This window comes from Clostridium weizhouense (genome assembly GCF_019431045.1).
GTDB lineage: Bacteria > Bacillota > Clostridia > Clostridiales > Clostridiaceae > Clostridium > Clostridium weizhouense.
Window position 1 is genome coordinate 16,521 of the sequence record NZ_JAHXPT010000020.1, and the last position, 19,622, is coordinate 36,142.

The 19,622-nt window shown below is 26.4% G+C and carries 15 protein-coding genes and 1 other annotated feature; of the genes, 1 reads left to right on the forward strand and 14 read right to left on the reverse strand.

Annotation, left to right across the window (positions count from 1 at the left end):
• Positions 1–209: 209 nt before the first annotated feature.
• The 14 genes from rpoN to KYD98_RS17235 all read right to left on the reverse strand — a co-directional run bounded on the left by rpoN (position 210) and on the right by KYD98_RS17235 (position 16,524).
• Complete coding sequence (gene rpoN, locus KYD98_RS17170; RefSeq protein WP_219781280.1) at positions 210–1,589, reverse strand: RNA polymerase factor sigma-54; 1,380 nt, start codon at positions 1,587–1,589, stop codon at positions 210–212.
• 271 nt (positions 1,590–1,860) lie between these two features.
• Positions 1,861–2,697 carry a DegV family protein gene (fakB, locus tag KYD98_RS17175; protein WP_219781281.1) on the reverse strand — a complete coding sequence of 279 codons (837 nt, stop codon included), beginning with the start codon at positions 2,695–2,697 and terminating at the stop codon, positions 1,861–1,863.
• A gap of 18 nt (positions 2,698–2,715) precedes the next feature.
• On the reverse strand, positions 2,716–3,177 hold the full coding sequence (locus KYD98_RS17180; protein WP_219781282.1) for a tRNA (cytidine(34)-2'-O)-methyltransferase: 462 nt from the start codon (positions 3,175–3,177) through the stop codon (positions 2,716–2,718).
• Positions 3,178–3,665: 488 nt separating this feature from the next.
• Positions 3,666–5,195 (reverse strand): VanW family protein, encoded by a 1,530-nt coding sequence (locus KYD98_RS17185; protein ID WP_308462471.1) that lies wholly within the window; start codon positions 5,193–5,195, stop codon positions 3,666–3,668.
• A 210-nt stretch (positions 5,196–5,405) separates the two neighbouring features.
• On the reverse strand, positions 5,406–6,347 hold the full coding sequence (locus tag KYD98_RS17190) for a glycoside hydrolase family 25 protein (protein WP_219781283.1): 942 nt from the start codon (positions 6,345–6,347) through the stop codon (positions 5,406–5,408).
• 129 nt (positions 6,348–6,476) lie between these two features.
• The gene (locus KYD98_RS17195) at positions 6,477–7,994 is read right to left on the reverse strand and encodes an ATP-binding protein (protein WP_219781284.1); all 1,518 of its coding nucleotides are present in this window, start codon (positions 7,992–7,994) and stop codon (positions 6,477–6,479) included.
• A complete protein-coding gene (locus KYD98_RS17200) occupies positions 7,984–8,688 on the reverse strand; it encodes a response regulator transcription factor (protein ID WP_219781285.1) in 705 nt (234 codons plus the stop codon). The genes KYD98_RS17195 and KYD98_RS17200 overlap by 11 nt, the downstream gene beginning before the upstream one ends.
• A 649-nt stretch (positions 8,689–9,337) precedes the next feature.
• On the reverse strand, positions 9,338–10,243 hold the full coding sequence (locus KYD98_RS17205; RefSeq protein ID WP_219781286.1) for a D-alanine--D-alanine ligase: 906 nt from the start codon (positions 10,241–10,243) through the stop codon (positions 9,338–9,340).
• 287 nt (positions 10,244–10,530) lie between these two features.
• Positions 10,531–11,151, reverse strand: a complete 621-nt coding sequence (nth, locus tag KYD98_RS17210) for an endonuclease III (protein ID WP_219781287.1) — start codon at positions 11,149–11,151, stop codon at positions 10,531–10,533.
• A gap of 1 nt (position 11,152) precedes the next feature.
• Positions 11,153–11,857, reverse strand: a complete 705-nt coding sequence (locus tag KYD98_RS17215; RefSeq protein ID WP_219781288.1) for a lysophospholipid acyltransferase family protein — start codon at positions 11,855–11,857, stop codon at positions 11,153–11,155.
• A gap of 52 nt (positions 11,858–11,909) precedes the next feature.
• Entirely contained in the window at positions 11,910–12,905 is a 996-nt protein-coding gene (queG, locus tag KYD98_RS17220; protein WP_219781289.1) for a tRNA epoxyqueuosine(34) reductase QueG, read from the reverse strand.
• Positions 12,906–12,914: 9 nt separating this feature from the next.
• Positions 12,915–13,499: a serine O-acetyltransferase EpsC gene (epsC, locus tag KYD98_RS17225; RefSeq protein WP_219781290.1), complete on the reverse strand. Its 585-nt coding sequence runs from the start codon at positions 13,497–13,499 to the stop codon at positions 12,915–12,917.
• A 124-nt stretch (positions 13,500–13,623) separates the two neighbouring features.
• On the reverse strand, positions 13,624–14,535 hold the full coding sequence (gene cysK / locus KYD98_RS17230) for a cysteine synthase A (RefSeq protein ID WP_219781291.1): 912 nt from the start codon (positions 14,533–14,535) through the stop codon (positions 13,624–13,626).
• Positions 14,536–14,944: 409 nt separating this feature from the next.
• Positions 14,945–15,199, reverse strand: a binding site (T-box leader).
• Positions 15,200–15,273: 74 nt separating this feature from the next.
• On the reverse strand, positions 15,274–16,524 hold the full coding sequence (locus KYD98_RS17235) for a magnesium transporter MgtE N-terminal domain-containing protein (protein WP_219781292.1): 1,251 nt from the start codon (positions 16,522–16,524) through the stop codon (positions 15,274–15,276).
• An 845-nt stretch (positions 16,525–17,369) separates the two neighbouring features.
• On the opposite strand from KYD98_RS17235, the gene KYD98_RS17240 reads away from it, so the two are divergent.
• Positions 17,370–19,391 carry a YgiQ family radical SAM protein gene (locus tag KYD98_RS17240; protein WP_219781293.1) on the forward strand — a complete coding sequence of 674 codons (2,022 nt, stop codon included), beginning with the start codon at positions 17,370–17,372 and terminating at the stop codon, positions 19,389–19,391.
• Positions 19,392–19,622 lie beyond the last annotated feature (231 nt).

Here is a 19,622-nt window from a genome sequence, read left to right on the forward strand (position 1 = left end):
GTCCCACATTTAATATTATAAAACACCTTTTAGAATTTTTAAAGCCTTTAATGAAATTTTTTACGAATAATTAAAAAAACAGATAATAATTAACAATATATTTGTATTATTATTAATTATTTTATTGATCTTACCAATTTAATATAAAATGACTAAGAATGGTTTTTAACATTAACTTAGCCATTATTATTAACTATTTCTTTTAATTTCTATATTCTTTTTCTTTTTGAAGATGATTTTATTCCTAGTTCTTCTCTATATTTTGCTACAGTTCTTCTTGAAATATTCATATTATTTTTCATTAATAACTCTGATATAATTTGATCTGAAAATGGTTTTGATTTATTTTCTTTTTCAATTATTTTCTTGATTTCATTCTTTATTTTATCAGTTGCAATCTCTTCATCATTATTTTTGGAAATACCATTACTAAATAATTTTTTTATTTTTATAGTTCCATAACTAGTTAAAATATATTTATCTTTAATTGCTCTACTTATTGTTGACTCATGTAATCCTATTTCTTCTGCAACTTCTTTTAATGTTAATGGCTTAATATAATCGTATCCATTTTCAAAAAATTCTTTTTGTTTATTTATTAAACATTCTAAAACACTATATAATGTACTTTTTCTTTGTTCTATGGATTTTATTAAAAACATAGCCTTATTAATCTTCTCTTTAACATATATACTAGTTTCTTTATCAGTATCTTTTTCTAGAACTTCTTTATATGTTTTATTTATCTTTAATCTAGGTAAAACACTATCATTCATTATTATAAAATATTCATTTTCTATCTTTTTAATTTCAGCATCTGGAATTATATAACTCACTTCTTCTCCTGTATAAAATCCTCTTGAAGGTTTTGGTTCTAATTTTTTTATCAAATCTCCATATCTTTGAGCTTCACTAGGAGATATATTAAGTGTATCCGCAACAATCTTGTATTTATTATCTGCAATATTTTCTAAATGGTTTAATATTATTTCTTCCATAATTTGATTTAAAATATTTAATTTCTTTGCCTGTATAATAAGACATTCTTGTATACTCCTCGCTCCTATTCCATAAGGTTCTAAATCTTGAACAATTTTCAAAGCTTGTTCTATTTTAATGCTAGAAACATTAAGTTCTTTACTTATTTCCTCTACTGATATCTCTAAATACCCCTTATGATCTAATGATTCTATAATATATTTTGAAATAGCTTTAGTATATGGGTTTATATTAAGTCCTATTAATTGTTCTTGTAAAAATTCACTTAAAGATTTTTTTCTTTCAATATAATTCCAAGGTGATGTATCTTTTTCTTTATTTACATAACTATTATCTGTTTCATTTTTATAATTATTATATTCTAATTCTTTGATTAAATTTTTGTAATCATATTTTTCATCTTTATTGTTATCATCTGTTCCTTTTAAAGATTCGCTCATTTCTAATATTGGATTTTCTGCATACTCATTATCAATATACTCTCTCAAATCATGCATAGACATCTGCAAAAGCTTTATAGACTGTTGCATATTATAAGTTAATACAAGTTTTTGTTCTTGCGTCATTTTTATTCCATAATTTAAACTCATAAACACCCTCTTTTCTTATAATACATCAATTAAAACGTATTCAAACTTATAAAAACTCTCACTTTTTTACTTTTATACATATTTCTTTATAAATAGTATACTCTGAATTCTGCCATTAAGGCAAGCAATGTCGTTTTACCTTTAAAGTATATTATAAAATAAAAGTTTTAATACTAAAAAATATAAAAAAACCATACTTCGCTACTCAAATTAAGCAAAATATGGTTTTATTATGTATAAAATTAAATAAATTTATAATTTCAATTTGTTTCTATTCAGTTAAAAAAACTAGTCCACAACAATTTGGTCCTGAATGTATACACACACTTGATCCAAGAGGACATTCGATAAAATTAATATTATTACTTGTTAAATGTTCCAAAAGCGCATCTCTAATCTCAATATTCTTTGCATCGACTAAAAATACAGGAACATCTTTATCTAACTTTGCTGATTCTAGATCAGAAATAATTTTTTTAATAACTTTTTTATTTCCTCTTACCTTTTCCTTAACTGACATTATTCCATCTTTTATATCTAATATTAATTTAATTCCTAAAACACTTCCTACTATTCCAGCAGTTTTAGAAATTCTACCACCTCTAATAAGATATTCTAAAGATTCAAAACACATTAAAGTTTTTACATTATATTTTTTCTCTTCTAATAATTTTGCTACATTTTCTATATCTTGTCCATCTTCTTTAAGAACTCCAGCCTTTAGTACTAGAATTCCTAATGCTGGTGCAATATTTTGCGAATCAATAATTATTATGTCATCACTTTCTAACATATTTTTAGCTATACACGCTGATTGATATGTTCCACTCATTGCTGATGACATGTGAATCGAAAGTATTTTATAACCTTTATCTAAATATTTTTTATATGTTTTTGCAAATCTATTTGGAGTTATTTGTCCTGTTGTTGGCATAATATTTTCTTTTTCTATTTTTTCAAAAACTTTATTTGAATTTATCTCAACGCCATCTAAATAACTTTCTTCATCAAAATTTATCAATACAGATAAAACTTCTATATCGTATTTCTCATATATTTCTTTTGGTAAATCAGCAGTACTATCTGTAATAATTTTAAATTTTTCCATTTCCTTTATACCTCTTTTTTATTTCATATTTGGAAATCCGATTTGCCTTAATGCCTCATAAGCCACTATAGAAACTGTATTCGATAGATTTAAGCTCCTTGTACTAGATTTAATCATAGGTATTCTAATTCCCTCATGTGCCTTATGAACTGCTTCTGGTACACCACTTGATTCCCTACCAAACATTATAAAATCTCCTTCTTTAAAAGAAACTTCATCATAATAAGATTTAGCATGAGTACTTGATAAAAATATTCTTTCATTTCCGTATTTTTCTATAAATGCTTCATAACTTTCATGTATTTCCAAGTCTAAATATTTCCAATAATCTAATCCTGCTCTTCTTACATGTTTCTCATCTATATCAAATCCTAATGGTTTTATTAAATGTAACTTACTATTTGTAAGTACACAAGTTCTTGCTATATTCCCTGTATTTTGTGGTATTTCAGGTTGATATAAAACTATATTTAAGTTCAAAAAACTCACCCTCTTTTATTTTTTTGAATGTGCCTAACTATTTATATTTCTAATATATTTAAAAAGTATACTATATGGTTCAATTGATGTCTAGTCATTGTATCCTTAGTTAAACTCTATATTTTACAATTAATGATTATTAATCTACATTTTATTAATATAATATATATCTTCTAATTAATTTATTATATTTATAATCTTTTATAGAAAATTATGTATTGAATTAATAGTATCTAAATTAGAATCCTATATTTCATAAAGTTTCTATATAATCTCCTTATGCTTCTAGTAAATATTAATATTTATAAGTATTCTAAAATTTATATTAATGAATAAAATTTATTAGAAATTATATATTTAAATATTTATTTTTAATATTAAGTACTAAAAAATCAAGTTTAACTTTTTATAACTTTATAAAATATAAATAAAAAGTATAACCTTACTGATTATACTTTTTATTGCTCTTTTAAATTTTTAACTTATATTTATTGCGTTGGTACTGGTGGTGCTTGTTGCTCTACTGGTGGTGGTGTTTGTGATGTCTGTGCTTCAGGTGCTGGTGAAGCATCTGGACTTACAGGAACATCTGCTGTAGGTGGAACAACTGGTGTTAAAGGTGCAGTTCCCTTTCTTACAGTTGCATCAACTGATGCATAATAATCTGTACCTATTAATTCTTTACTTGTTTGTAAACCATTTTCATATGTTATTTGATAGGAATTAGCTCTATATCCAGTTATCCCTCCACCTTCTGATACCTCTTTACCTTCTGGTAAACTTGGATCATTTATCACTTTTACTTCAGGTGGTATAGTTTGAATTATTTCACTTTCCATATCATATTTTTTTCCATTTAGAGCTTCAACATTACCATATATACTATAAGTCATAACTTTATTGTATATATTACCTTGTATGTATATTGGAAAATCATAAGTATTTTTAAACTTATAATCTATATCACCATATGATACTGTTGCATCTAACCCTGGTTTGGCATAACCTACAGACATAGAGTGATTTCTTCTTTCAATCGGCCTTATATTTGCATGCATTACCGCTCTATAAAGCGCAGTTGATACTTGACATATTCCCCCGCCAATTCCCGGTTCCACTTTATTAGCTACATATGTAGCAGCTTCCTGATATCCTCTTTCTACTGTTCTCGGGCCAACAATTTCATTAAAGCTAAATTCTTCACCAGGCATTATAATAGTTCCATTTATAGCTTTAGTTGCTAATTCAATATTATTACTTCTACCCGCAGGTGATGAACCATAATCTGAAGAATATGATCCTATTATCCCATTAATCTTAGATAAATCTTCTTTAGTAATCTTAGGTCTTACAGTTTCTAAATCAATAACTAATTCAGCTTCATCATCAACATGTCCATTAAGAACTTCTTTTAATTTTTCATCTAATGTTTCTATACTTATACTTTTCCCTTGAACTTCATCACTTATGGAAAATCCATTGTTGTCAAAAACTAAAGTTGCATTTTTAGGACTTTGGTTAACTTCATTTTTTAATTTTTCTTCATATGCTTTCAATTTTTCTTCATCATATGAAAATCCCAAGTCTACTTTATGCTTATTACTACCTCTGTTTGATATATAATAATATTTTTTAAATAATGCCGCATCTTTTCCAAACACATAAGCTTTGTCTACAGCCTCATCTATGTTATAAGTTGGTGATATTTCTGAATAAATAAGTTCATAGTCCTTATCACCTATTTTTATAGGTAATTTTTTATCTCCTATAGAACCTTGAAGTTTTTGAATAAGTTCTACCCTTGCTTCGTCCTTAGTCATTCCCCCAACATCTATATCATGTATAGTCACACCTGAATATATCTTTTGGTCCCATTCTTTGACTGTCCCATTAACAGATAAAGAATATCCTGTCAATGAAGCTATAATAATAATAAATAATATCAACAATGTTAAAATTATTTTCTTATTCTTAGTTCTTCTAGGGCCCATCCCCCTTCTTCCTGTACCTTTGTCCACTGCTATTCCCCTTTCAATAAAATATACCGTGTTCCATAATATGAATATTTAAAATATAACAATAAAACGTAATTATCAATCATATTATATGATATTCCATTTTTCACTTAATAGCAATATAATTAATATATTTAAATACTTGCAAAAGCATCCTAGATTTTCTAAGATGCTTTATATATTTATATTAGAATTTATAATGCTTTTTTCTTTTTATAAAGTCACTTTAGCTCGAGTCTTAGAAGTCTCTCCATCATAATCAAATGCTTCAATAGTAACCTCTATAGGTGTTCCCTTTGGAATATTAAGCTTATTTTTTCTAATTTGATATTTTGTTGCATTTTCATCAACTGTCCCTACCCATTCTTTATTAACAAATATATTGTAACCTAATAAATCTATATCAGGTACTCTATTCCATGTTAAGTATATATTATTATTATCCATTGTAGCTTTTAAACCAGTTACATTTCTTGGTTGAATTAATAATTCTATATTATCAGGTCCCCAATTACCATCTACTGGATTTCCTGTACCAGCAACTATTTCTTTTTCAGTATACTGCCAAACTCTCCATCTAGTCCATCCTCCAATATCAGGTGGATACTTAGGATTACTTGGAATCTCTTTATACATAGCAATCCATAAAGGCATATTTTTAAGTGGATATCCTCTTCCTGGAATATAGAATTTATCATATAATTCTATAAAGAATAATCCAGTATACAACATTAATCTTCTTCTTGTTTTTTTCTCAAACCTCTTTCTAAATCTATCAATCCAATCAATCAAAGTTTTTGTTGTTATAGTTTTATCTATTGGCACTTCAACATCTAAAACTGGGAATAAATCACCATAATTTTTATTTCCAAACCCTCGTTGTAAAATACCTATAAAATCATCACACTGTCTATCGGCATCTGTCAAATCATATGATGGTACTCCAAAATGATATGCCCCAACAGGAATACCATATTTCCTGCTTTCTGCTGCAAATTCAATAAATTTCTTATCAACTCTAAATCTACCAGTCCCAGAACCTGATGACCTTAAATATAAAAAGTCTGTTTTAGTTGCCAAAACAGGGAATTGAACATCTTTAGTATATTCATTAATATCTATTCCAAATAGACTCTTAGGATTTTTATTTTGCATACTTCCTCCAGATAAATAATACTTTCATTAATAGAATATTAATTAGCTTTAAAAAAAGTACCAATATATTAATTAATAGTTTAATTTAAGTAAATATAATTATAAAATATATTGTAATATATAGTTTATCTAGATTTGTAGTTGTACGTAAAAGCTTATATTATCGCCAATAGATTCCGCCCAAATTTTTCCTTTATGTAAATTAACTATATTTTTTGATATAGCTAATCCAAGACCAGATCCTCCAGTATTAGTACTTCTTGACTCATCAACCCTATAAAATCTATCAAATAATTTCTCTAGTTTTTGTTTAGGTATATGCTCACCTTTATTTCTACAAACTATAGTCGCATAATTTTCTTCTTCATAAATACCAATAATTATTTCACCTGGTTTATTAGAATATTTAATTGCATTTGTTATTAAATTTTCAAATACTCTAAGCATTTTTGTTGGATCTATATTTACATAAACTTTATCAATATCAAATTTTTTATGTATTGTTAATGAATTTTCATCTAATATAGGTATCATTTCCTCTATTAATTGAGATAAAAATTCTACTAAATTAACTTTTTCCTTAGAGAACTTTATTCCATTGTTATTTAATTTAGTATATTCAAATAAGTCTTCAATCAATAACTTTAGCTTTTCAGCTTTATTAAAGGCTATATTTAAATATTCGTTCATTTCTTCTTTATCTTTATATCTACCTTCATTAACAAGTCCTATATATCCCATAACCGAAGTTAAAGGAGTTCTCAAATCATGAGAAACATTAGTTATTAAATCTGCTTTAGTTTGCTCTGCAATTCTTTCTGCATGAATCTTATCTCCTATTTGAACAGCCATATTATTTATATTATAAGCTATATTTTTAATCTCATCTCTCCCTTTTTCATCTATTCTATGATTTAAGTTTCCATTTGCAATAATTTTTAATCCAGATGCGATTTCATCTAGATATTTCATTTTTTTATTCGTTATAATAACAAAAGATATTATAAAAATAATAAATGTAAGTGCTAATGCTAATGATGCATTAGAAGTGTGTATTGTATTATATCTTATTTCTGCACTTGGAATTTTTGAATAAATTAAATAAAATCTTTCTGATTGTATTTTTAAAGGAATAATATACACTTTTTCTTTAACAGAATTTCCCCCATCATATTCAGTAATAGTAATAGCATTTTTTAGTGCATTATATATATCTATATTTTCCTCAACTACATTTGTATTTTTAAATACAATTTTACCATCTAAATCAGTAATATATACCCTACTATTTTTATACACTTGATAATTCAATATATTTTCTATACTCTCTTTTTGATTTAAATTTAAAGAAGTATCACTTTCTAATATATTAGATAAATTATAAGCTTCATCTTCAATAGTTTTATAATCATAAATTATTTCTGGACTACTATACTCTCTTTTTAAAAGATTATTAGTAAAATTATAAAATATAAAGGATATTAAAAAACATACTCCTATAACAATCATAAGTTCAAATCTAATACTTTTTTCAATTTTACTTCTTATTTTCACTAAGATTTTGTTGCTTCTCCTAAAGTATTTTGACGAAAGTAATTTATTATAAAATCTATTATGAACTTTTTTTTCATTGTTACTATTTTTCAATTTTATATCCAACTCCCCATACTGTTTTTATAAATCTTGGTTTTCTTGGATTTTCTTCTAATTTTTCTCTTATTTTTCTTATATGAACCATTACAGTATTATCTGACGTCATAAGTTCTTGATTCCATACACTTTCATAAATATTTTCTATTGAGAATACCTTTCCTCTATTTTTAGCAAGCAATGCTAATATATCAAATTCTGTTGGTGTTAATTTCACCATATTATCAGATAATATAATTTCATGAGTATCTAAATTTATTGTTAAATCATCTATTTGAATTATATTTTCATTAATTTCTTCCTTTAAAACTTTAGAACTAAATCTATAAAATCTTCTTAATTGAGATCTTACTCTTGCAACTAATTCTAATGGATTAAATGGTTTAGTCAAATAATCATCTGCTCCCATATTTAATCCTAGTATTTTATCTATATCTTCAGTTTTTGCTGATAACATTATTATAGGCATGTCCCTATTTTCTCTAATCTTTAAACAAGTATCTATCCCATTTAATCTAGGCATCATCACATCTAATATAACCAAATCAACATTTTCATTTTCAATAATTTCTAATGCTTCTTCACCATCACATGCTTTTATTGTCTTATATCCTTCACCTTTTAAATATATATCAACTAAATCTCTTATTTCTTTCTCATCATCAACGATTAAAATAGTTTGCATTTCCATAAACTTATTCCCCCAAACTTTTTTTTAATAAGGCATACAAACGAAAATAATAAATCCAAAAAGCCCTGATTATTTTTTAGTCAAAAAACTAGATTGGTCTCATAGCGAGCTATTAGGCAAATCCGCTAACACATTAAATGAAAATAGACTTTGCCGATAAACTTGTTATTTTTTTAATTATGCCTAACATAATAATATATATTAACTTTATTTTAACCTAAAATTCTTTAAAAAATCTCCTTAAAATTCTTAATATTTTATAAAAATATATTTTTACTCTAAAATTTTAATAGCACTACTAATTTATCCCATTTAACCTTTTACTAGATATAAAATTCTAAATGCAATAACTTAATTAGAAGATATCTATTAATTAAAGTTCCTCCTTTACTATTATAATACGATATTCAATTATTAAACTTTAATTATATTTTAAAATTTAATAACAATTTTGAAAATATAATTAATCAATTATTATAAAGTGTTGTACTAGTTAAAATTAATATAAAAACTCTAATAAAATTTAATAATTTAAATTTTATTAAATCGAAAATAGGACATACTTATTTCAAGTCTCTTTTATAAGCTTATTGAAATAAGTACATGTCCTACTTTACTTTTTAAATATTTATTTCTAAGTTTTATAATATTATCTAACTACATTCATAGAATCTTCTATTATCATATCTATTAATCTTGAAAAACTAATATTAAGTCCTGCTGCACTCTTTGGAATCAAACTATTTTTAGTCATTCCTGGAAGTGTATTTACTTCTAAAATATATGGAATCCCTTCTGGTGTAACAATCATATCTACTCTTGAATATACTTCACATTTTAAGATTTTATAAGTTATCAATGCCATCATCTCTACTTCTTTGTGTAAGTTCTCCTCAAGTTCTATTATAAATTCATCTGAACCACCATCTGTATATTTTGCAGCATAATCAAAAAATTCAGCTTTTGGTTTTATTGCAATTACAGGAAACATTTTATTTCCATAGACAGGACATGTTATTTCATCACCTTTTATAAATTTTTCTATCATAACTTCATTGTCCCATTTAAAAGCTTCTTTTACTGCATTTTCTATATCTTTTTCTTCTTTTATTATAAATGTTGCTACACTTGATCCTCCATGATTAGGTTTTACTACAACAGGATATCCTAATTTATTAATTTCTTCATAATTAATTTCTTCATTTTTTCTTAAATTAATCCACGGTGCTGTTCTAATATTAGCAGAATTTAAAATACGTTTTGATACATCCTTGTCCATACACATTGCACTACTTAATGGACCACAACCTGAATAAGGTATTTCTAGTGTTTGTAAGACTGACTGAACAGTACCATCTTCTCCAAACTTTCCATGCAATGCTAGAAGTGCAAAATCTATTCCTTCAACTTTAGTTATTATATCTTCTTTCTTATCTATAACTATTGGTAAAACTTCATATTTTTCTTTATTTATATTTTCAACTATAGATTCTCCACTCTTTAATGATATTTCTCTTTCTGAAGATATACCTCCCATTATAATTCCGACTTTCATATAAATTACCTCCATTTAATATATACTTATATATTCATCTTCATAATCAAAATTAGCTAAGCCAGGATTTAATGAATACTTAAAGTACAAATCTCTCTAATATTAATTAGCAATGTTTTAAAGCATAGCTAATAATAAAACTTCTTATAATAATATTTTAATAAATAATAGATAACATTAAAAGAACCACAAACTCTATAGTTATACCTATAAGTGGTTCTTTTATGTTCATAACATATTATTATTTATGTTTTAAACAATATAAACATTCACTTAAAACATAAATATTACTTTGCATAATTACATAGTTCTGTTAAAGGACATTCATTACATTTAGGTTTTCTTGCTAAACAACATCTTCTTCCGTGAAATATTAATAAATGATGCGTTAAAGACCATTCTTCTTTTGGTATTTCTTTTTGAAGTTGTTTCTCTACTCCTAAAACATTCTCTGAATTTGCAAGTCCTAATCTATTTGAAACTCTAAATACATGGGTATCAACAGCAATAGATGGAACATTAAATGCATTTGATAAAACAACATTAGCCGTTTTTCTTCCTGCTCCTGCAAGAGAAGTTATTTCTTCCATTGTTTTTGGAACTTCTCCATTAAATTTTTCTTTTAACTGCCTAAACATAAGTATTAAGTTTTTAGCCTTATTTCTATATAAACCTATTTTCTTTATTCTTTCCTCTAATTCATCACTAGTTATTTCTAAAAAAGCATTTAAATCTGGATAATCCTTAAATAAAGTTTCTGTTACTTCATTAACTTTTTTATCTGTAGTCTGTGCTGACAAAATTGTAGCTACCAATAGCTGAAAAGGGGTTTGATAATTTAATTCACACTTGGCATCTGGATAAGTTTCTTTTAAAATATCCAAAATCTTTTGTGTTTTTAATTTCATATTATTTATAAACTCCTCTATAATTATCTGGTAGAAGCTCTGCTATACTTTTCATTAACACATTCATACATCTATCTTCATATTCATGTTTGCCTTCTTTTTCTTCTTTTGAAGGTAAATCTATTTTTTTACCGATATTTACTGTAACATTAGCTTTATTCCATTTTTCTTTTCCCATATCTCCAGTTTTACTAATTGGAAGAAGTTTTTCTGTACCAGATATTCCTATAGGAATTATTTCAGCTTTTGACATTTTAGCAAATAATAAAATACCTTTTTTTCCTTCTATCATAGCTCCTGTTCTACTTCTAGTGCCTTCAGGAAATATTAATACATCGTCTCCTCTTCTAAGAGTTTTTACTATTTTACTAATTGCATCTTTATCAGCAGAATTAGGCTTTATAGGAATATTTTTAATTACTTTAGTCCCTATACGAGTTACTAAATCATCAGATAATTTAACTCCTGCAATAAAATAAGGATCACTCTTTTCCTTTAAAACCTTATCTAATACTAAACCATCGGCATTGCTTAAATGGTTACTTATAAATATTCTTGGTTTTTTAACCCCATCTAAATTTTCAATACCTTTTAAAGTTATATTTGCATATTTTCTCATATAACTTTTAACCTTCATTTGTCCAAACTTTATAAGTACACTTTCAGGGAATACTCCTAAAATCTTAACTATAGTTGGTGATAGCATCTCTCTTCATCACTCCTGCCTCAATCATATATATGTATCATTATATTCCAAATTAGTTAAAAAGTCTATTTATATACTCTCTCAGATAAGGAGATTCAACCTTTTTATCATTAATTATAAAACTATCATCTTTTAAATATAATGCTTTTCTAATTAACGCGTTTCTTTTTAAAACATTTTTCCCTCTCCATCCACAAGAAGTTTTTTTTAATGTGTCTTTAAAATCACTATTATTCATATCGATAATAAAATCATCATTATTATCGTCGTTCATAAAGCTTAATGGATTAAATTCTTTTATCTTTGATAATTCTTTTTTAATATTATAAGGACATATAAGCTGACAAGTATCACACCCAAAAATTCTTCCATCTAGTTTTTCCATTTGCCACAATTCTAAATCTTTTTTTTGAGTTAAATACGATAAACAAATGTTACTATTTTTTCTATAGTTATTTATAGCTTTTGTTGGACATGCATCATAACATTTAGTACACTCCCCGCATTCCTTGAAAGAGTTTAAATCCTTTAATGATCCCCTATCCTCATCGTAAAATTTTAAATCAGTAATTATTTCTCCCAAAAACACATATGATCCATACTTTTTATTTATAAGGATATTGTTTTTTCCTATAAACCCTACCCCAGCTAAAAATGCAATATATCGCTCTGGTAGTGAATTACTATCTACAAATGTTTTTGCCGTGCCACCATACGATTCTATTATTTTACATATATTATCTAAATATTTATTAACAACATAATGATAATCCAATCCTTTTGTATAAACTGAAAATCCATTATTTTTTATTTCTTTTGAAGTCAAATAAGGGAAAGCTATAGATACTATAGTTTCCCCTTCTTGTAAATATTTCTTTGGATTTATCCTTTTTTCTATATCTTGTTCTTCAAATTCATTTTCTAAATTTAAAGCTTTTCTCTCCTTATAAAAACTCTCTAATTCATCAAACCTTCTACACTTTATAAATCCTATTGAATCTATCCCTAAAGATAAGCAGTTTTTAATTATATCGTTTTTCACTCCCATAATATTCCTCTAAATCACCATTTCATTAAATATTTTTTTCTTTCTTCCTTGTAAATCTTTTATCTCTATTATAGTTGCATTTGTTCTTACAAGGTTTTTTGCAGCAACTCCTACTGCTGTAGATCCTACTGGCACTTCATGTAAAACTACAGCATTAGATCCTATTTTTGCATTATCTCCAATATTTATAGGCCCCAAAATTTTAGCACCTGCCCCTATAAGAACATTATTTCCAATAGTAGGATGTCTTTTCCCTTTATCTTTTCCTGTACCACCAAGAGTTACTCCATGATACATTATAACATCATCCCCTATTTCTGCTGTTTCACCTATTACAACTCCCATACCATGATCTATAAATAACCCTTTTCCTATTTTAGCCCCAGGATGAATTTCTATACCAGTAAAAAATCGTGCTAGTTGAGAAATAAATCGTGCTAAGAAAAATCTTTTATGGTTATATAAAAAGTGACTAATTCTATAAGCTATAATAGCATGAATACATGGATATAATAACAAAACTTCTATTTTGCTTTTAGCTGCTGGATCATTAATTAAAACTCTTTCTAAATCATAATTCAATTTTTTAAACACAGCATAACTCTCCTTTTTATCAAGACACATTTTATTCAGGCATATGAATGAAAATAACGAGTCTAAAATGCCTTAATATGTCTCTATAATTCAACAATACCCTATCATTTAAAAGTTATAACTTTTACTCATATACACCCATTGATATATATTTTTCTCCTCCATCAGGGGCAATTGCTAATACTTTTTTCCCTTTTCCAAGTTTTTTAGCTACTTCTATCGCTGCATAAACGGCTGCACCCGATGATATACCTATTAAAATTCCTTCATATCTTGCAAATTCTTTTGATATTTTAAATGCTTCTTCATCTTTTACAGTAAATATTTCATCAACATATTGTTCATCATAATTTCCTGGAATAAATCCTGCTCCTATTCCTTGTATTTTATGACTTCCTGGTTCTCCACCGCTTAAAACTGGTGAAGAAAATGGTTCAACCGCTATAGTTTTAATTTTAGAATTTTTCTTTTTTAAATTTTTTGAAATACCAACAATAGTTCCTCCAGTACCTACACCAGCTACAACTGCATTTAAATCAGGAATATCTTCAAATATTTCCTCTGCTGTTGTTTCATAATGTTTTTCTGGATTAGCTAAATTTTCAAACTGTTGTGGTATAAAATAGCTATCATCTTTTTTAATCTCTAATGCCTTTTCTATAGCCCCTTTCATACCTTTACTTCCTTCTGTCAAAACTAGTTCTGCCCCATATGCATTTATTAAGTCTCTTCTTTCTTTGCTCATTGTTTCAGGCATAACAATGATAACTTTATATCCTTTTAATCCACCTATTAATGCAAGACCTATACCAGTATTTCCACTAGTTGGTTCAACTATTGTTGAACCTTTCTTTAATAGACCTTCTTTTTCCGCTCTTTCAATCATTCCAAGCGCTGCTCTATCTTTTACGCTTCCACCTGGATTAAACTTTTCTAATTTAACATAAACATCCGCTATATTCTCCTCTTTAATTAAATTATTTAATTTTAAAATCGGTGTTTTTCCTATTAATTCTAATACTCCATTATAAATCATTGTTCTAATCCCCCTTAATATTTTTAATTTTATTCAATTGCTATTACTATATAATTTGTACTAAATTTTAAATTTATTAAAGCATATAAACTTGTTATTTTTTTATTAGCCTAATTTAATAACCTGATATTGTTATAAAACTTAGTTAGTTAAGCTATTCTTTACTTATTATTAAAAACTTTATATAGATTTAAATTCACTAACTATTCAAAATTTGAAAATCGTATAATTTTTAGCCATGCACCCTTTCCAAACGTAATGCAGTAATAATAGTACGGCATATGATTATTTTTTATTCTTTAAGTGGTACTTATAATACCTATAAAACAAGATATTCTAAAAGTCATCCACAGATTTTAAAGTATATAAGTTCATAAAGAATAAAAAAAACTTCATCTACTATAAAAACTATAGAGACGAAGTAATATTCGCGGTTCCACTCTAATTGAATTAAATTATAAATTTAATTCCTCTCATTTAAGCACAATACATGCCTTATCACTGTAACGGGTGAACCCGGAGAACCTTACTATAAATTAAACTAATTTAATTCAGATTTCAACTCCAAAGGGCACTTCACACAAAGTCTTGATGAAAAAATCTCAGCTTCTTTTTTCTCTCTGTAATCTTTCTTTATGTTACTTTCCTTTTTCAATGTTTTTAATTCTGAGTAATTCGATATGCTTTATATTTTTATTATATGTTATTTCAAAAAAAAGTCAATATTATTTTTTAAAATTAATTTTTCTTTTTCCAAAGTGGATATAAAAACTCATCTACTAAATCATGAATTATTACGATTCCAACTAATTTTTCATCTTCATCTATTACTGGAACAGTTACTAAATCATATTTAGCTGCAACTTCTATTGCTTCATTAATTTCATCATCATGTTTTACATGTGAAACAGTTTCATCCATAATATCTTTTATCTTTTTTTGACCTTCATTTATAAGTAAGTCTCTTAATGCAATCATACCTTCTATTCTTTCTTCTTCATTTGTTATATATATATAATACATAACTTCCTCATCAGGTTGCATCTCTTTTAATATATCTATAGCATCTAATACAGTAATGTCTAAATTAACAGATATAAATTCCTTACTCATAATACTTCCTACTGTTTCATCTTCATATTTAAGTAATTCTTTAACCTCGTCTGCATCTTCTTTTTCCAAATTAATTAATATTTTTTCTCTTTCTTCCTCATCCAAATCATCTAAAAGATCTGCAATTTCATCACTAGCCATATTTTCTAAAACCTCTGCGGCTCTAGTTTCTGATAATTCTTTAATAATACTTCCTTTATACTCTGGATCTATCTCTTCTAAGGTATCAGCTGCTAAATCTTCATCTAGCGATTCAAAAATTTGCTTTCTTGATCTTTCATCTAACTCTTCTAAAATATCTGCAAGATCTGCTGGATGTAGTGTAGATAATTTTTGATATGGAACTACTAATTTTAAATTATTATCAACCATTTCTAATGATTCAACATCTTCCCACATTAAAACTTTATCTTCATAGTCTTTCCCAAAAATTTTATAAATAAACTTAATTAAACCTGCTATTTTAAATCTTCTATATCTAGCTAAAGGACCTGTTTCAACTGCAACCACCCTATATTCTCCTGCAATCTCCGCTATTCTTAAATCATTAACTCGTACAACTTTTTTTCCATTTATATCTACTATCTTTTTATCCAATAAATTTTCTGATAAAAGATAAGTATAAGTCATTGGTAATATCTCTTTACTTCCTCTAGTTTTAATTCTGACATTACCATTATCTTCTAAAAATTCAATATATCTAAATTCATAATGAAATGTAACTCCATCTCTTCTTATTTTATATCCTATAATCCTTGGATACCCTTCTTCCGTAGTTACATAAACATCTTTTATTTCCCCAATTACATCTCCAAATTCATCATAAACCCTTCTAGACAAAATACTTGTATATAAAAATACTGATAATTTTTTCATGCAAGACTCCTCCTATATTAAACAGGAAAACCCTTACCTAATTAAAATCAAATGAAGACTTCCTGCTTAAAATATTAAATATTAAATTATAACTCTCAATCATCTGAGGTCCAGCCTCCATTTTTTACACCACCCTATAATACATTTTCTCTAAAATAATTGTTAATTATTAGCTATTTTTTATTTTACCTACTCATTTCTATTAATTATTATATTACATAGTACTAAAAAGGCAACAAATTTTTACTCATCTGTTGATACTTAGATATATATAAAACAATAATATACTCTATATTTTTTCTTACTTTCTAAAAGAAACCTTAACTAAAATATATAAAAATAATTACTTTATTATTTTTTGAATATGTTTTATCTAATTATATTATCATACTATGTCTAAATACGATTCTTAGTTCCACTTTAATTTATAGATATATTCTAAAACGCATCTTAATTTGTATAAAAATCTTTTCCTTATTTTTATCAAATTTGTAAATAATACAAAAGCCCTTCAAGCATTGCTATTTGTAAACTCATTAACCTTATGTTAAGATAAACTGAGTTCTTAGTTTAAGATATTTTTTATATTTTCTTAAACTTTCTCTATGAATGTACATGAGTAGAATTTACTATTTCTATTCTTTACATGAATTTTAGGCATAATCCCAAAATAACAAGTCCATCTGCCAAACCTATTTCCAATTATACTACGTCAGCAAATTTGCCTAATGAAAAAAATCAGTGCATTTAGCTTCGTTATTTTCGTTCATATGCCTTATTATAATATCAACACTATTAAAAAAATAGTACAAAATTAGAATTTTATGAATTGGAGTTAATTATATATGAAACTTTGTAAAGAATTTTTACCTATCTGTAAAGAAGATTTGTTAAAAAGAAAAATTGATCAACTAGATTTTATAATTGTTACCGGTGATGCTTATGTTGATCACCCTTCATTTGGTACAGCTATTATAGGTAGAACACTTGAAGCACAAGGATTTACTGTAGGAATTATAGCACAGCCTAAATGGCATAACTGTGAAGACTTCAAAAAATTAGGTCGTCCAAAATACGGTTTTTTAGTTAATTCAGGTAATATAGACTCTATGGTTAATCATTATACTGCTGCAAAAAGAATTAGACGTGAAGATTTATATTCTCCTGGTGGTGAAGCTGGTCATAGACCTGATCGGGCTGTCATTGTTTACTGTAATAGAATCAGAGAAGCTTATAAAGATGTCTCAATAGCAATAGGTGGAATTGAAGCGAGTTTAAGAAGATTTGCTCACTATGATTACTGGGATAATAAGGTTAGAAGAAGTATTCTTTTAGATTCTAAAGCAGATTTATTAATGTATGGTATGGGTGAAAAAACTGTAGTTCAAATTGCTGATCTATTAAGATATGGTGCAAATATAAAAAATATCACTAATGTTAGAGGCACATGTTATTTAACTAATGATATATCAAATATTGAAAACGCTGTTATTGTACCATCTTATGAAGAAGTTGTAAGTGATAAAAATGCTTATGCAGAAGCTTATAAGTTAGAATATTATGAACAGGATTCTATTAATGGTAAAACTATAATTCAAAAGTACGGTGATAGATATTTAATTCAAAATCCACCTCAAGAAAACTTAACTCAAGAGGAAATGGATATTACATATAATTTACCTTATACAAGAACTTATCATCCAATATATGAAGCTAAAGGTGGAATACCTGCTATAAAAGAAGTTAAATTTTCAATCACAAGCCATAGAGGATGTTTTGGATCATGCTCATTTTGCGCATTAACTTTTCATCAAGGAAGAGTTATTCAAAACAGAAGCCAAAACTCTATAATTGATGAAGCTAAATTATTAACTACTTTGCCTGATTTTAAAGGATATATTCATGATATTGGCGGTCCAACTGCTGACTTTAGACATAGAGCTTGTAAAAAACAAGAAGTGCATGGAACATGTAAGACAAAACAATGTATGTTTCCAGCACCTTGTAAAAATTTAAAAATTGATCATACAGAATATCTATCTTTATTAAAAAAAGTTAGAAAATTACCTGGTATAAAAAAAGTGTTTATCCGTTCTGGAATAAGATATGACTATTTAATTCATGATAAAAATGATTCATTCTTCAAAGAACTATGTGAACATCACATAAGTGGTCAATTAAAAGTAGCACCCGAACATGTTGTACCAAAAGTACTAAATCAAATGGGAAAACCAACAAGAGAAGTGTATGATAGATTTGTTACTAAATATTTTAATATAAATAAGAAGTTAAACAAAAAGCAATTCTTAGTACCATATTTAATGTCTTCCCATCCAGGTTCTGACTTAAATGCAGCTATAGAACTTGCACAATATATTAAAGAAATGGGATATACACCAGAACAAGTACAAGATTTTTATCCTACTCCTGGTAGCTTATCAACTACTATGTACTATACTGGATTTAATCCTATTACAGGAGAAGAAGTTTACGTTCCAAAAACTCCTGAAGAAAAAGAAATGCAAAGAGCTTTAATTCAATTTGCAGTTCCAAAAAATCATTTAAAAGTAAAAAAAGCTTTAATTAAAGCACATAGAGAAGATTTAATTGGTACTGGAAAAAATTGCTTGATCGGTTTTACTCCTGGTAAAGTTGGATATCAAGGTAAACATAAAAATAATAAATCATCTAATAATGATGGAGAAAATAATTTAAATAGAAATAATAGTAAATCTTCTAATAAAAACAGTAAAGAGTCTTCTTTAAAAAGCAATTTAACTAATAGAAAAACCCAAAATGAAAATAGTAAGAATTTTAAAAGTTCTTCATATAAAAACAAAAATAATTCTAAAAGAAGAATTAAATAAATATATGCTTTTAAATAACTGTTAATATTATAGTATAAAGCTCATGGACAGGATTAAAATAGGAAACTTGACTCATATACATTCGTCCAGTAAGTTAGAGAAACAAAATATTAACATTATATTTTAAAACATAAAAAATGAGGGACTATCTAATTTTTGATACATCCCTTGTCAAGTAGACAAGAAAAATAATTAAATTCAAGGTTGTAATATAACCAGCATTCGAGAGAG